9 protein-coding genes and 1 pseudogene are annotated in these 15,146 nt (G+C 58.8%); 3 read left to right on the forward strand and 7 right to left on the reverse strand.

The features are described 5' to 3' along the window. Window positions 1-111 precede the first annotated feature (111 nt). Window positions 112-4,167: a PAS domain S-box protein gene (locus NV382_RS08875; protein WP_260600133.1), complete on the reverse strand. Its 4,056-nt coding sequence runs from the start codon at window positions 4,165-4,167 to the stop codon at window positions 112-114. Between the two features lie 327 nt (window positions 4,168-4,494). Between NV382_RS08875 and NV382_RS08880 the strand changes: the two genes are divergently transcribed. Together NV382_RS08880 and NV382_RS08885 are read left to right on the forward strand one after the other, a co-directional pair. After that, on the forward strand, window positions 4,495-6,243 hold the full coding sequence (locus NV382_RS08880) for a putative bifunctional diguanylate cyclase/phosphodiesterase (RefSeq protein WP_260600134.1): 1,749 nt from the start codon (window positions 4,495-4,497) through the stop codon (window positions 6,241-6,243). Between the two features lie 124 nt (window positions 6,244-6,367). After that, complete coding sequence (locus NV382_RS08885) at window positions 6,368-6,667, forward strand: PAS domain S-box protein (protein ID WP_260600135.1); 300 nt, start codon at window positions 6,368-6,370, stop codon at window positions 6,665-6,667. 48 nt (window positions 6,668-6,715) lie between these two features. Here the strand turns inward: NV382_RS08885 and NV382_RS08890 are convergent, their stop codons facing one another. From NV382_RS08890 to NV382_RS08915, 6 genes and pseudogenes are all read right to left on the reverse strand, one after another. Continuing rightward, window positions 6,716-7,432, reverse strand: coding sequence for an IS6 family transposase (locus tag NV382_RS08890; protein WP_260600136.1), 717 nt, complete (start codon window positions 7,430-7,432; stop codon window positions 6,716-6,718). A 217-nt stretch (window positions 7,433-7,649) separates the two neighbouring features. Beyond that, a pseudogene (locus NV382_RS08895) lies at window positions 7,650-8,390 on the reverse strand (N-acetylmuramoyl-L-alanine amidase family protein); the annotation flags it as partial. Window positions 8,391-8,712: 322 nt separating this feature from the next. Continuing rightward, a complete protein-coding gene (locus NV382_RS08900; protein WP_260600137.1) occupies window positions 8,713-9,072 on the reverse strand; it encodes a response regulator in 360 nt (119 codons plus the stop codon). A 14-nt stretch (window positions 9,073-9,086) separates the two neighbouring features. Then, a complete protein-coding gene (locus NV382_RS08905) occupies window positions 9,087-11,516 on the reverse strand; it encodes a PAS domain-containing protein (RefSeq protein ID WP_260600138.1) in 2,430 nt (809 codons plus the stop codon). Between the two features lie 281 nt (window positions 11,517-11,797). Continuing rightward, window positions 11,798-11,929 carry a hypothetical protein gene (locus NV382_RS08910; RefSeq protein WP_260600139.1) on the reverse strand — a complete coding sequence of 44 codons (132 nt, stop codon included), beginning with the start codon at window positions 11,927-11,929 and terminating at the stop codon, window positions 11,798-11,800. A gap of 722 nt (window positions 11,930-12,651) precedes the next feature. Beyond that, the gene (locus NV382_RS08915) at window positions 12,652-13,287 is read right to left on the reverse strand and encodes a hypothetical protein (protein WP_260600140.1); all 636 of its coding nucleotides are present in this window, start codon (window positions 13,285-13,287) and stop codon (window positions 12,652-12,654) included. Window positions 13,288-13,710: 423 nt separating this feature from the next. Between NV382_RS08915 and NV382_RS08920 the strand changes: the two genes are divergently transcribed. After that, window positions 13,711-14,882, forward strand: a protein-coding gene (locus NV382_RS08920) for an IS3 family transposase (protein ID WP_260596817.1) whose coding sequence is annotated in 2 segments (ribosomal slippage) — window positions 13,711-13,975 and window positions 13,975-14,882 — 1,173 coding nt in all. Because the reading frame shifts where the segments join, the coding sequence is not laid out codon by codon here. The last annotated feature ends 264 nt before the right edge of the window (window positions 14,883-15,146 follow it).

Below are 15,146 nucleotides of genomic sequence, written 5' to 3' on the forward strand. Positions count from 1 at the left end.
GCTCGGCAGTAAACGTTCAGACCGCCTTCGCTCGTTGCGGGACGTTCTGCCTGCGATAGTGTGCACCCGCGACCGCAGAGGTCTCTGAACGCAATGACCACCCATCGCTGCTCAGGCGCTTCTGCGCACGATCTGGTGCATCATGTCGGACGACGCGCGGATCCGTTCTGCGCGATCCTCATGCGGCCAAGAACCAATTCCAGCATCAAGCTCCGCCGCAGCGTCACCAAGTTCGGCCTCCCCGAACATACCCGCCGTTCCGGCCAGATTGTGCGCCATCTTCGCGACTTCGCTCACCTCGGTGTCCGTAAACCGGCCGGCGCGGATCAGCGCGTCGAGCGCCTCGAGGGTGGCCGTCCGCCGAACCGCATAGCGCTCGCGCAGCGTTAGGTTGGCTCTGGGAGCGCCCTCAGGCTCCGGCGCCGGTTCGCTCTCCGCCGTTTCGCCGAGATAGCGTTGCAGCACCTCCTCTAAAGCGTTCGGGCTTAGGGGCTTTGTCAGATGTTCGTTCATGCCGGCAGCGCGGCACCGAGCCAAATGCTGTGGCTGAGCGCTAGCCGTCAGCGCAACGATCGGCATCTTTGCGGTGGCGCCGGTCTGCTGACGGATCGCCCGCGTCGCGGCAAAGCCGTCCATCACCGGCATTTGGCAGTCCATGAGGATAAGGTCGAAGCTCTGCGTCTCCAGTACTGTAAGCGCCTCAAGTCCATCTTCCGCCAACTGCACGGTGCAGCCGTATGGGGACAACATAGCAAGCATTAATTCGCGGTTGAGATCGACGTCGTCGACCACCAGGATCCGCTTACCCGTCAGCGACAATGGTCCCCGCGCTGGAACTTCATTTTCGCTTCCTTCCAGTGCATCGGCGATGGGAAGCGTGATCTCAAACCAGAAGGTCGATCCCGTGCCGATTTTGCTCGTCACGCCGATCTCGCCCCCCATAAGCGACACGAGTTGCCGCGATATGGCAAGGCCGAGGCCCGTCCCGCCGTAATGACGCGAGACCGAAGCTGTCGCCTGGACGAACCTATTGAACAGCATCGCCAGCTTGTCTTCGGCTATGCCACCGCCTGTATCGATGACTTCGATCCGCAGGCGCGCATCGTGATCCTGACGCTCGACCAGCTTGACCCTGGTTGTCACGGAGCCGTTTTGCGTAAACTTCACCGCATTCGACAGTAGGTTGAGCAGTATTTGGCGAAGCCGCCCGGAGTCCCCCACCAGCTTAGTGGGCAAGCATGGATCGACATCGACGTGCAGGCGAACATCCCGCGAAGCGGCTTGTGGCTCCAGCAACGATACGGTGTTGGTGAAGAAAGCGTCCACGTCGAACGCGCCGCAATCCAGCACCAGCTTGTCCGCCTCGAGCTTCGAAAAGTCGAGTACGTTGTCGATCACCGCATGCAGCGCCAGGCCAGCGCTGTGCACCAGCCCAACCCTGCGCCGAACTTCCGGATCTAGCCCATTGCTTTCGTTGAGCAGGCGGGAAAAGCCGATAATGCTGTTGAGCGGGGTGCGGAGTTCGTGGCTCATATTTGCCAGGAAGTGCTCCTTGGAGTGCATTGCCTCTTCCGCGGCGAGCTTGGCCGCGGCCAATGCATTCTCCTGCTCCTTCTGGGCGGTCACATCGCGAATGACGTCGAGATAGCCGGTTACCGCCTGCGTCCCGGGATCGCGCAGCAGTGCCGGACTTGATTCTACCCATACCCAGCGCGCCTCGGTCTTGTGCCACAAGCGCCAGCGGACTCGCTCTCCCGTCGTGCCGCCCTTCAGCCTGCGGAAGGTCGCCAGTAACTCCACAATATCGTCGGGGTGCGTGATGTTTGCGGGCTGGTGGCCCATGCGCTCCACGCTGGTGTATCCGGTAACCGCGACCGACGATGGCGAGACGAACGTCGTACGGCCCTCGAGGTCGCTGGTGACGATGACGTCACTAGAATTCTCGGCCATCAGCCGGTATCGCATGTCGCTTTCACGCGCCTTCTCCTCGGCGCGCCTGAGTTCCGACACATCGAGCAGCACGCCGAAAACGCCGAGCGCGACACCTCCTTCGCGGCGGATCGTCCCTCGCGCGAGAATGTGGCGGACCTTGCCGCTGGGCAATAGTAGGCGATAGCTGCTCTCATAGTCATGCGCGCCACTGGCGATTGCATTTGCCATCGCTTCGGCTGCCTTTTCGCTATCCTCAGGATGGCGACGCTCGATCAGCTGGTCGATGCTGGGGACGTGGTGTTGCGGATCGAGTTCGAGCATGCCCCAGAGCTCGTTTGACCAGCTCACCTCCTGCGTGATGAGGTCGAGCGTGCAGTAGCCCATATGCGCGATCTTCTCGGCGGTGTGCATGAGCACGTTCGCCTGCAGTGCGGCCACCTCAGCGCGCTTCAGCTCGGTGACGTCACGCTTGCCGACAAAGACGCGGCGGACCTCGCCGGCGGCGTCATGCAACGGCAACACCCTGACATCGAAGATCACGTCGTTCCCCGAAGCGGTTCGCTCCTCGGCCGTGTGCCGCCCTTCTCCCAGAGCGATTGCCTCTTCCATATTATGCTTCGCGCGCTGCGCGCGTGCCGGGGGGAACAAATCCCGAAGTTCCTTCCCTCGCACCTCTGCGATGGTGAACCCCAGCGACCGTTCCGCAGCTTCGTTCATCGTGTTCATCGTAAACGTGTTGCCCGCTAGGTCGTAGACGATGTTTACGTCGGGCGAACTCTCGAAGATGCCCTTGAAGAGCGCCTGAGCTTCCTGGATCACGGCCGCCGAATGTTCAGCGACGATGTTTGCGCGAATGAGCTCCCGTGTACGTTCCTCCAGGGCTTCCGTCGCCTCCACACGAGCCGTGACGTCTCGGCATGCCGAGACGATGTGCAGCGCGCCATGCTCGCTGGCTGCCAAGCGCATACCAATTTCGATGTGGACGAGATGGCCGTCTTTGTGGCGCAACCGGGTCAGGTGCGTCACCGTGGTGCCCACGGGTGCGGCTTGCAGCGTCGCGGTCGCTTTCGCCATCGGCTCGCGCTCTTCGGGTGGCATAAAGCCGAACACCGTCTTGCCGGTCAACGCTTCCGGCGCATAACCCAGTATCTTCTCGCTTGACGGTGACATGTAGGAGCAACGGCCGCGTACTGAATATAGGCCGACCATGTCGCTCGCAGTGTCCGCCAGCAGGCGATAGCGGTCTTCGGACTCGCGTTCCGCCGAAAGATCCTGGATCTGAGCGATTAGATGTTTAGGCGCGCCATCGCTTCCCAGCACCAGAGATGCCGACAATCGCACCCATACGACCCGGCCGCTCTTGCGGATATACCGCTTCTCCAGCTGGTATGACGGGATGTCACCGGCGATCAGTTTTTCCAACAGATGTAGATCACCTGCCAGATCGTCGGGATGGGTAATCGTCTGAAAATCTAGCGTAGTAGCTTCAGCATGCTCATAGCCGATCAGGTCGCAAAAGGCTGAGTTCAACTTCAAGAGACTACCGTCCAGCGCCACCAGCGCCATTCCGATCGGTGCATGATCAAAAGCGTTTTCGAACAACTCGGTCTGAGCGCGCCGCTCAGAGATATCCTGTATCAGAGAGGTGAACTGCCATTCGTCGCCGATGTTGGTGGCGCTGAGCGCAAGCTCGATGGGAAAAACCTCGCCGTTCCGGCGCAGCGCAGTGACTTCAATTCGGCTTCCGATCAAGCGCGCGGCCCGGCTCGACATGTAGCGCGCTAAACCGACGTCGTGTGCCGCGCGTAGTTCAGGCGGTACTATGATTTCGGAGAGGATCCGCCCTGTTACCTCGTGGGCCTTCCAACCGAAGGTCAGTTCTGCGTGACGGTTCCAGCCGCTGATTGTGCCGTGTTGATTGATCGTGACGATCGCCTGGTGCGCGGTCTCCAGGATGCTCTGGAGGCGCTGCTCGTTGGCGCGCACAGCTTCTTCCAGAAAGCGGCGTTCATTCGCTCCAGCCGAAAGCGCCTCGGCGGTAAGCTCCGCGGTTTCGAGTTTGGCCGTCTGCCGCTGGAACACCTCCAGGTGCAGTTCACGCGACCGTCGCGCGAACAGGAAAAGGGAGGCCGCGCCAACGAAAAGCAAGGCGATGATCGCCTCGTCCAGCTGCCATGATTCATGTTTTTCGACAAAGGCAATGAGACGCTCGAACGCGTCGATCCTAATGCACAAGATGCATAGAATCGCTGCGCCTAGCATCACTAGGATCAGGTCGGATTGTTTTCTGCTGAGCCCGCGAGCTGACCGATGGTCCAGGGTCCATCTCCTTTGCCCAGAGTATGATGCAAAGCCGATAACAGGTGATGAAGAGGCTCAAACTGCAGCTTCCACGTCCGCAGCCACCCCGACGATGCAGGCTATCATGAGCTTTTCTGGTACAGAACGGTAGGACTGAGCGCGGCACGGCAAGACGTGGATCCACAAAGCGTAATCTCAAACAGCACCTGATTGGCGCGAGATTACGAGTGCCATCAAAGTCTTAACTTCATGGAGCTACGGATGTCCCGGGAGACGGATTTGGACAACCGGACGTGGAATACGACTCGGGCCGAAGGCGCACTTGCTGAGTTAAACTCAGTTCAGCACCGCTATGAGCAGATGCTGGCGAACTCAGCGACTGCGGCGGTGTGTGCCGGGCCAGACAATCTGATCGTATCGTGGAACACGGCAGCCGAGCAGCTTTTCGGTTACACTGCCGAGCAAGCGATCGGCCAGCCGCTTTCAATCATCATTCCACCAAGGTTGAGATCCGCGCATGATGCTGGACTCGCCCGAGCGGTTCAGAGCGGGCATGCACGCCTCGCTGGGCATTCCGTTGATATCCTTGCGTTGCATGCAAATGGCACGGAGATCCCGGTCGACCTGTCGCTTTCCATGTGGCTTGAGGAGGGCGAGCCGATGTTCGGCGCTCTTTTGCGTGACATTGCGGATCGTCACTCCGCTACGCAACGGCTCGAACATCTCGCCAACTGTGATACCCTGACGTCCCTGCCGAACCGCAATGCACTAAGCGAGCGGCTTGCAGCAGATGTGGAACGAGTGCCGTGTTCGTTGCTGCTGCTTGATCTGGACGGCTTCAAGCACGTGAACGACAGCTTAGGTCACTCTATAGGCGACCAACTCCTCACAGCCGTAGCAGCCCGGTTGACGGGGGCCGTGGAAGCCGGCGCGTTCGTGGCTCGACTAGGCGGCGACGAGTTTGCGGTCTTACTTACCGATTGTGCAGACCCGCTGAGGGTAGATGCGCTTACAGAGCAAGTCTTTTGTGCCCTGCAGCATCCTTTCGATCTTGCCGGACAATCGATTTACGTAAGCACGAGCATCGGAATCGCGATGTCGCCCAAAGATGGGTCGGATGTAGAGCAGCTCCTCTCAAGCGCGGATCTGGCGCTTTATAGTGCGAAGGGCAGCGGCGGAGGGGTGCGAACTTTCTTCGTCCGCGCGATGCAGAACAGTTCGGAGCAGAGACATCGCTTAAGCTCAGAACTGCGGCATGCGCTGGGTAACAAGGAGTTTGAACTCTGGTACCAGCCTCAGGTCCGCTTGGCCGATCACGCTATCTCGGGATTTGAGGCACTGCTCCGGTGGCGCCATCCGGATCATGGGCTGCTTGCGCCACAAGCGTTTATCGAGGTGCTTGAGGAAAGCGCAATTGCCGAAGAGGTAGGCGATTGGATCGTAGAACAAGCGTGCACGGCGGCAGCCGAATGGAGCCATATGGGGTGGGGAGCACTGCGCATTGGGGTCAATCTTTTTGCAGCGCAACTACGTTCAGAGCGATTATTTGAAGTCGTATCATCAGCGCTCAAAAGGCACAGGCTGTCTCCTGGTCAGCTTGAACTTGAAATCACTGAAAACACTGTCCTCAGGCATAGCAACCAATCGACCAAGGCACTTAGGAGGCTGAAGGCTCTGGGCGTGGGTATCGCGTTTGACGATTTTGGCACGGGGTTCGCCTCCCTAAGCCTGTTGCAACGATATCCCCTTACACGTCTGAAAATCGACCGCAGCTTCGTGGCCCGGATTGACCGAAAGGTTGGCGACGCGGCTATTGTCAATGCCATCATCAGAATGGCGGCAAGCCTTGATCTAGATGTTATCGCCGAAGGGGTAGAGACGGCGGAACAGGAGGCGGCGTTAGCCGAGCTAGGTTGCGAAGAAGCGCAAGGATACCGCTACGGACATGCTATGCCATCTGCAGAAATCTCGGCGACGTTTCTCAGGCGCGGGGCCGCCGCGTGGATATAGAGACCGATGCGATCGAACTTCGCAACCTAAGGTTGCTAGGAGAGTATTGTAGTGACGTGATAGCCACTGTCACTCCAAACATGCTGTTTAGTTATATCTCACCTTCTGTTGAACGTCTGTTCGGTTGGCCAGTCAGGCTGCGCTTGGCCATCCAATCAGTGACTTTGTCGTGGCGGATGATCTACCTGAAATTACTGCCGCGACGGCGAAGTTGAACGCAGGCGAGATATTGAGCGCCACCGTCACCGTTAGGATAAAGCGTTATGACGGAACGATCGTCTGGACGGAGATAACATCGCGTCCGATCAGGAGTGCTGACAGCGCCGAACTCGGTGAGCGGGCCGTGGTCATCCGCGATATCACCGAGCGCAAAATACTTCAAGAAAAGCTGCTAGCAATGGCCATGAAGGTGCTGTCAGTCTAATGCGAACCGCTCTCCACACGATGCACTTTGGTCTTTGAGCGCGATCGCCTAGCTCGCCACCTGACCCCACTCAGCCAGTGCGGCTGAGCGGCGTTCCTTGTAGGTCTGGCGGTCGACGAGATGGCGTTCGAGATTGAAGTGGTTGTGGACGTTGGCGTGCACGCTGGCAAACTTCTGTAGCGACTTCATCCGCCTGAACCTGAGCATCGCTCGCTCCCTTCTTCGGAACGAGAGGTGGCTGTTCTCAACCCGGTTGTTGGCCCAGCGTCCGACCTCCTGCTTCTGCTCGTTACCCAGCTCTTTCATTGCTGCACGATAAGAGCGCAGGCCGTCGGTGGTGATCGCCTCCGGGCTGCCGTGACGCTTCAGCGCCTTCTTCATGAAGCGTAGCGCTGCCTCCTTGTCGCGGGTCCTGGTGATGAAGCTCTCGAGGATCTCGCCTTCGTGATCGACCGCTCGCCAGAGGTAGACCATCTCGCCATTTAGCTTCACGTACATCTCGTCGAGGTGCCAGCGCCAGTGCCGAAAACCGCGCATTCGCGAAATACGCTGCCGGCGAATGTCGCCGGCAAACATCGGCCCGAACCGGTTCCACCACATCCGTACCGTCTCGTGACAAATGTCGATACCGCGCTCGAACAGCAGGTCCTCGACATTGCGGAGCGACAGCGGAAAACGCACGTACATCATGACCACCAGGCGGATCACCTCGGGTGATGAATTGAAGTAGCGAAACGGACTGGCAGGCTTGCGGGGGCGAGGCATGCCGATCCCTACCCCGCCCCGCCTAACGATCGGTGCATTTGCTCTGACAGAGCCCTTGAATGGCATCTGTCGTCCCTTTCGTGGTCCAGACTATCATAGTCTCTGGGCCACTTAGCGGGGGGCAGATCAGCTAGCGGGCTTCGCTCTCGATTTGCGTCTCATGCGGCTTGGCTATCATCCCGGCACACCGAGTGCCACATTGGTCTGACAGAGCCCCTTTCCCCGCCCGTCGGCGGGCAAAATGCACTTCGACCGCGCGACGCACGCTTTGCGCGATACGCTTGCGGCCGTCCGCGGAATCAATGAATGCGGCGTCGCTTGGGTTGGAGAGATAGCCCGTCTCGAACAGGATCGAGGGCATGTCCGGGGCCCTTAGCACCATCAACGAGGCCATGCGGTGGAAGTTGGCTTTCATTGGGATCAGAAGCTGCGCCTCGCGCCCAAGCAACCGGGCGAAACTGGCCGAAGAGTTCAACGTCTCGCGCTGCGTCAGGTCGATCAGGATCGACGAGATGTCGGTGCTCGTGCCGCCGAGATCGATCCCACCAATGATGTCCGCCTTATTCTCGCGTGCGGCCAGCCGCGCGGACTCCTTGTCCGATGCGACCTCGGAGAGCGTGTAGACCGAGGCACCGCTGGCCGTACCCGACCCCACGCTGTCGCAATGGATCGAGATGAACAAGCTCGCCTTCAGCTTGCGCGCAATGCCGTAGCGCACGCGCAGGACGAGGAAGCGATCGTCCTCGCGCGTTAACGCCACGCGAACGCGGCCGGAGCGGAGCAGTTCGTCGCGGATCGACTTGGCGATGCGCAGCGTCACGTCCTTCTCGCGGCGATTGTCGGTCGGGGAGATCGCACCGGGATCGGCGCCGCCATGCCCGGCATCTAGCACCACTAAAGGACGGCTGGCGTCGTCGCCGTAAATGATGGGCAGTTTTCGCGACCGTCTTGGCTTGGGCCCGCCGTTGGCTATTGCCTCCCTGCGCTCTGGTGCGATTTGAACATCGGCCGAAGGCGCGAAGTGACTGTGGGGCGCTGTAGCTGCGTCTATGAGCCAAGTGCGCTCGGATGCGGTGGAACGAACCGGTGGCGCTAGAAGGCCAGAGATCAAAGAAACAATGCTCAACGCAGCCACATGAGGGAGTCCAAATTGCAACATGTCTCGGCACCCATGATCGCTGTGCAGTAGCATACGCCGCCAACGGAAACGTCGCGGATTATGGTTCGTGACCTTAGAATCAGCATAGCTGAAAGATTGGGAACGCCTGGAGTGGCAGTGTTCAGATAACGGACTTAATCGCCTTAATCATTCTCGTCATAACGTAGGGTTTGTCGCACTTCACTACAGATGGATAGCGCTCCTGAGTGATCGCGTCCTCATATCCGCTAGAGAATATGAAAGGAATATCACGCGCTATCAACGCCTCGGCAACGGGAAAGGAGATCTCACCTCCAAGATTAACGTCGAGTATCGCAATATCAACTTCAGCCTCGTCGGCTATCCGAGTAAGGGCGCCTGCTATCGTTGGCTCGGGGCCGATGACGACTGCTCCTAGATCCTGGAGTTCTCGCATAAGCCCTTTTGCGAGCATGTATTCGTCCTCAACGATAAGAATTCGAATATTACCTAGGCTATCCATTTCACGCACCTTTGCTAATCTTGGTCTGACGCGAGCAGCGCTATCGAGCACTTAACCCCATCAGGCGCCATAATGTATGTCGTGCGTGCTTGAAGCTGATAAGGCAGCGCTTCCTCTATTAGACTGCGCCCCTGGCCTGTGCCGCGAGGTTCCGCATTGCTGGCTGGCATGGCAACCCCCGTCTCCTGCCACTCTACGTGCAGCCATGGCTTCCCGTCGCTATCAGCTCGCTCTACCCGCCAACCTACATATAAGCGGCCGCTCGATTGCCTGAGCGCTCCATATTTAACTGCGTTTGTGGTCAACTCGTGGATCGCCATCGCTAGCGTTTGGACGCTGCTTGAGCGCAGTGCTACACTGCCGGGACCTTCAAGTCTGACACGATCGTTGCTGTCCTCACCAAACGCCCCAACTGCAGCCAATTCGCTTTTAATCAAGTCGTCGAAGAATATGCGATGCCCTTCCTCCAACCGCGAGAGCAGCCGCTGGACCCGCGCAAGCGCATCTACCCGTTCGCGAAATTTGGGCTTGAAGTCGGCGAGGCTTTGGCTTGAGCGGATTGTTTCGTCCGCCATGCTCCGAACCATCCCCATAAGGTTAAAAGTTCGGTGTTGTAGCTCAGAAACGAGTACCTGCTGACGTACCTGCAGCTTGCGAAGCTCGTCGATGTCGGTCGATGTGCCAAGCCACCCGCTGATGGATCCGCCATCATCCCACACAGGGGTCCCGCGCGTCTGAAACCAGTGATAGCTCTGCGTCTCAGCTCGCCGAATGCGGTATTCCACTTCAAAGCCGTCATCTTCGATCGCCGCCGCCCACGCATGTTTTGCCGTTTCATGATCATCCGGGTGAAGCGCCTGCAGCCAACCCCAGCCCAGACTATCGGATAGTGACTGCCCGGTGTACTTCGTCCATTGCGGGCTTGCCCAGCTCCATTCCCCTGGACTTACCGCCTGCCAAACCAGGTGGGGAATGCCATCGAGCAAAGTCCGGAGGCGAAGCTCGGTCTCTCGTAGCTCCGTCAAGTCATGCCCTACCCCACCAAACACCCTTATTTGGCCGGATGCATCAGTAATAGGAAAGTCCGTGTCGCGGAGCCAGCGGATACCACCATCGACGGGTCGCCGAATACGATAGTCGAAGGTGACCCGCTCACCTTGACGAATGCGCCGTATAGCATCCTCAACTATCGCACGATCTTCCGGGACGATCAGTTCGAGCCAGCCCCGATAATTGTTGCCGCCGAGAGCGTCGTCACGGCTTAATCCATATATCGACTCGAAGGCTGGGGTGAGATACTGCCACTGTAATGTTTCCGCATCACGGAGCCATAAGACATCTTGTGACGCCTCCCCGAATTGTCGAAGCGTATCTTCACTCTCGCGTAATCGATCGTTTGCTTGCACGCGTTCGATGAGATCCGCCGACAGTCGAGCTAACACGTCGAAGAAGCGATAGTCGTCTGCTATGGGCTCTTGTCGGTCGTGCCAGTGGGTGGATAGCATCCCAACGATCCGACCGCTGAACGCCCGCAGCGGTGTCGACTGAACAGAGCGGATTTTCGAGTACCGGTAAGCCTCGCGATCATGTTGATTGGCCTCAAACCGGTCAATGTCTGAAACAACGATGCGTTCGCCGGCTTCAAGCGCTTGCCCACAGGAGCTGGCTGTATCGCCACGAACCCATTTCCAAAAGTCGGCCGACCGCGGATCAAATCCGCGCGATGCCATCAATTGAAGCCTGCCCGTCGCGTGATCCAGTGTCTGGGTGCTGGCGGCATTGGACCTCATTAGAGCTGCAGCGGAATCCACGATGCGCTGATAGTGTGACTGCGCATCGTGTTCGCCCACCAGTTCGGCACTAACCCGTTGCAGTTCTTCCATAGCCGCGAGGTCTGCGGACCGGCGCTCCTCCGCGATATTCCGTTGTTCTGCCAATTGGAGACGGTCGATCACCGGTCCCAAGACGGCGGAGTAGGTCCGCAAGAACTGAATGTCGTCATTGTCGAACTCGCGCGGCATAGTGCTATCGACCTGCAGGATACCGTATGGGTGCCCGCCAGGCACGAAGATTGGGACGTTCACGAAAGCAACGATTCGAGCATCTTTAAGGAATTGCGGTATGTCAAAGCGGTCCTCGCGCGTGATATCTTGAGTGATCACCGGCGCGGCAGCTTTTATCGAGTAAGTTTCCGAGGACCGATCGGTCATCTGCAATCGCAATTTACCGACGATATTTTCCTGCCACCCGAGTCCCGCCCGGACGAGTAGTTCGCTACCGTTGCTCTGAATCTCCAGAATCTTGGAGCGTGCGGTGCCGAGCGCTTCACCCACCAGCCGACAAGCCTCGGTTAGGATCATGTCGAGATTCTCCGACTGTATGGCAAGATCACCAAAGTCCGCGAGAGCTTGCTGGCGCTTCATCATCGACAGAAGATCTGGCACCCTTGCTTCGCTCCTCCAGCCCCCCATCGTCAGCAATTTATTCGCTGATCAACGGCTCGATGCATCACCGAGCGCCGTATCAACCCATGATACAGATCACCGCCGACTTTTCTTTTGACCAAGATCAACTGCTTTACAAAAAAGTTGGATCGCTAGCATCGCAAATACCAACGATTTGGAAAGCCACTGCGCTAAGCGCGAGAAGTTCGGCCGTTGGCTACTTGTCCAGGGCGACTGCGGCAACTGGTGGACGATCTGCGGCGATCGCTGCGCGCGCCGACTCAACGTTTCCTGGCGATCACGACCCGGACGCTGTGCCGGCGCGTCTCCTCGCGCAGCAGGCGGATCGCAATACCTTCAAAGCCATCGATGATGGCGCGCGCCGGCTGAAGCGAACGCTGTCCGCTGCTCATTAACATGCATCACAATCGCGGCTGGCGCTCCGATCGCAACAACGGCCAGCGGTACCAAGGGCGTGTCGCCGGGTCGCGAACGCTTCGCCCAGGCTCTGTAATTCCAGCGGATCCTTGCCGATCGAGCTCCACGTCTATCGCCGCGCTTAACCGTGCTCGCATCAGCGGGCCACATGAAGGATCTTGCACGGTGGGAAGCCGTCAACGCCTGCTATAATCAGTTAGGCAAGTGGGCCGCAGCCAGAAGGGCCTTGCTGCCGCAGGGCAGCCAACCACTCACGAGATAGGTGTGTCGACGCTACGCGGTGCTATGCACCAATCCCATGAAGTGCACCCGCTTGTATTTTCCGTAATCGCTTATAGGGCCAGCGGAAGTCACAATGCTCGGGATCAGCGGGTGAGATCCGCTGCCACAAGGCAGGATAGCGCAGCTTGCGAATGCCGAGATCGGCGAACAGCGCGAGATCCTCAATACGGTGCTCGTGCCCACTGCGGCGCGTTGGTCGAACCACCTGTTGCCCACACGATTGATGGTGCATTCATATCCGACCGGCAACCCGGACTTGTTCTGGGTCAACCAACGGTTCGTGAGCCGATCTTGAAATCCAAGCTAATGCTTGTGGCCCGGCGGACGCCAAAACATGTCCTTGGTGACGGCTTGGCTGATGCAAACAGAACCAAGCCGATGCCCAACGTGCTTGGGAGCTGAATGTGGATCCGACTTAAGCACCCGCCTGCGCGTTCGCCCATATGCTAGGCACTGCCGCCCTGTTCTGGCCGGGAAACGGGATAGCACGCCTGAACCCCTCGCTAAACACACCGTCCACGCGGATGCTGAACGACAGTTTGCCCGTTGCGTCGGCACCGTGGAACTGGTTCACGGTATCGAACCAGGCCGCGTGCCCGGCGACATAGGCCCGTTCGCCGGTATCGGGGTCGAGCATGTAGAACGGCTTGCTCTGGTTGGTGCGGAACCAGACGAATTCGTGGCACAGCTCGCTGCTGTCGTGATCTCTGTGGGCGGAAACGGCTCGTCCGCTCGCATCGTACATAATCAGCATCCGAGCCGTCGCAGCGAATGGCAGCGTGGCAATAAAATCCATTAGCGGCGCGAACTCCGCAGCCTCGGGACTTGGCTCCCACAATTCAGCACGATTGAGATCATAGTAGTTTTCCGGTTCGCGAGAGCGGGCCAGCTCTATCATACGCGATCCCGGCAAGTGCGACGCATCGGCATCGAGGAGGAACGGGCCGGTATAGAATTGCCGATCCTCTGCCGCGGCAAGCCGCCGGTTCAGGCGCTCCGTAATAAAGCCGTCAAGCGCTCTTAGGCGCTCCACGTCGATGAACGGATCCATGTTCATGTAGCTGGGATAATGCGGTCTCATACGAAGAACCTAGCGCCGATAGCGAACCATGACCACAGGCGAGAATTTCTTTTATTTTCTGCGGCTTGATCCGGGTTATAGCCGGAATTTTTAATTGTTTAAATAAGGCTCCATCGGCGTGTCTTATCGGAAGCTCACCTCGCGACTACTAGTCGCGGGTGCTGTCCGACCTTGTCTTTTGGAAATTGAATGAAAATCTATGTTAGCGGGCTCTATGCTGGCGGTAATCCCCAGCCGGGGGGAGGCATTGTTCGATCCGTTCGCCAAGGCTATCCCGACGCTACCATCGTTGGCGTCGAATATTCCAATCGGGTATCTGGCATCCATTACTGATCTGCCCCCCGCTGAGTGGCCCAGAGACTATGATAGTCTGGACCACGAAAGGGACGACAGATGCCATTCAAGAAGCACAAGCCGGAAGAGATCATCGGGAAGCTGCGTGAAGTTGAGATCGTTCTGTCGCAGGGGGCATCGACTGCCGAAGCGTGCCGGCGGATCTCTGTCAGCGAACAAACCTATTACCGCTGGCGCAAGGAATATGGCGGTCTGAAAACCGACCAGGCACGGCGTATGAAGGATCTGGAAAAGGAGAATCTTCGGCTCCGCCGGGCGATCTCGGACCTGACGTTGGATAAGCTGATCTTGCAGGAGGCGGCGCGGGGAAACTTCTAAGCCCCGCGCGGCGACGGCGTTGTATCGATCATGTGCGACGAGAGCTTCCGGTATCCGAGCGACGGGTCTGCCGGGTGCTGGGGCAGCATCGATCGACGCAGCGCAAGGTGCCGCGTGGGGCGGATGATGAGCAGGTGCTGAGCGAGGACATCATCGCACTGGCGAAGCAATATGGTCGCTACGGCTATCGCCGGGTGACGGCATTGCTGTGCCATGCCGGGTGGACGGTGAACCATAAACGGGTCGAGCGGATCTGGCGGCGTGAGGGGCTCAAGGTCCCGCAACGTCAACCAAAGCGCGGACGTCTGTGGCTTAATGACGGATCGTGCATCCGGCTGCGGCCTGAGTATCCGGGGCATGTATGGGCGTACGACTTCGTCGAAGGCCGCACGCATGATGGTCGCAAGTTCCGTATCCTGACCATCATCGACGAAGCCAGCCGGGAGTGCCTGGGGCTCATCGTGGCACGTCAGCTCAAGCATGAAGACGTGCTGGCGGCTTTGGCGGACCTGTTCGTCACACGAGGCCCGCCGGCGCACATACGGTCGGATAATGGCGCCGAGTTTATCGCCAACGCTGTGCAGAAATGGCTCGGCCAGATCGGCGTGAAGACGCTCTACATCGCACCGGGATCACCATGGGAGAATGGCTACAATGAGAGCTTCAACGGGTCGCTGCGCGACGAACTGCTCAACGGCGAGATCTTCTACAGCCTCGCCGAGGCGACGGTGCTGATCGAAGCCTGGCGGCGGCATTACAACACAGTCCGGCCGCACAGCAGCCTGGGCTACCGACCACCGGCCCCAGAAACGGCTTCACCGCCATATCCGGCCTCCGGTTCCGCTTCGCTCCACCTCCGCCCGGATATGGCGGCAACGAACATAATCCACTAACAATAAACCCGGTTCACTCGACGGGGGCAGGTCACAAGAAGGCTATCCGGATGCAGGACGACCGAGTGCTGCAAGCTCGCGCAGCAAGGCGGTTCGCTTTAACTCTGTGGCTCATGGCTGCGCTCGTAATTCTCCACCGTTTCTTAACCTGGTGAATTGATCACCGCCTATGGCGGGTCGCTCTTTGTAGACCGCTTTCTAGCCGCCGATGGCTGAACGTGGGCGCTGCCGCTCCGTCCGCTCTCCGCGTCCGCTCTGGCGATC

The organism is Sphingomonas endolithica (assembly GCF_025231525.1).
GTDB lineage: Bacteria > Pseudomonadota > Alphaproteobacteria > Sphingomonadales > Sphingomonadaceae > Sphingomonas > Sphingomonas endolithica.

What these genes read in the sequence shown, in the direction of transcription:
- NV382_RS08880 (WP_260600134.1), top strand. Translation starts at nt 4,495, where the DNA reads ATGTCCCGGGAGACGGATTTGGACAACCGGACGTGGAATACGACTCGG.
- NV382_RS08890 (WP_260600136.1), bottom strand. Translation starts at nt 7,432, where the DNA reads ATGCCTCGCCCCCGCAAGCCTGCCAGTCCGTTTCGCTACTTCAATTCA.
- NV382_RS08900 (WP_260600137.1), bottom strand. Translation starts at nt 9,072, where the DNA reads ATGGATAGCCTAGGTAATATTCGAATTCTTATCGTTGAGGACGAATAC.
- NV382_RS08910 (WP_260600139.1), bottom strand. Translation starts at nt 11,929, where the DNA reads ATGAGCAGCGGACAGCGTTCGCTTCAGCCGGCGCGCGCCATCATCGAT.
- NV382_RS08915 (WP_260600140.1), bottom strand. Translation starts at nt 13,287, where the DNA reads ATGGATCCGTTCATCGACGTGGAGCGCCTAAGAGCGCTTGACGGCTTT.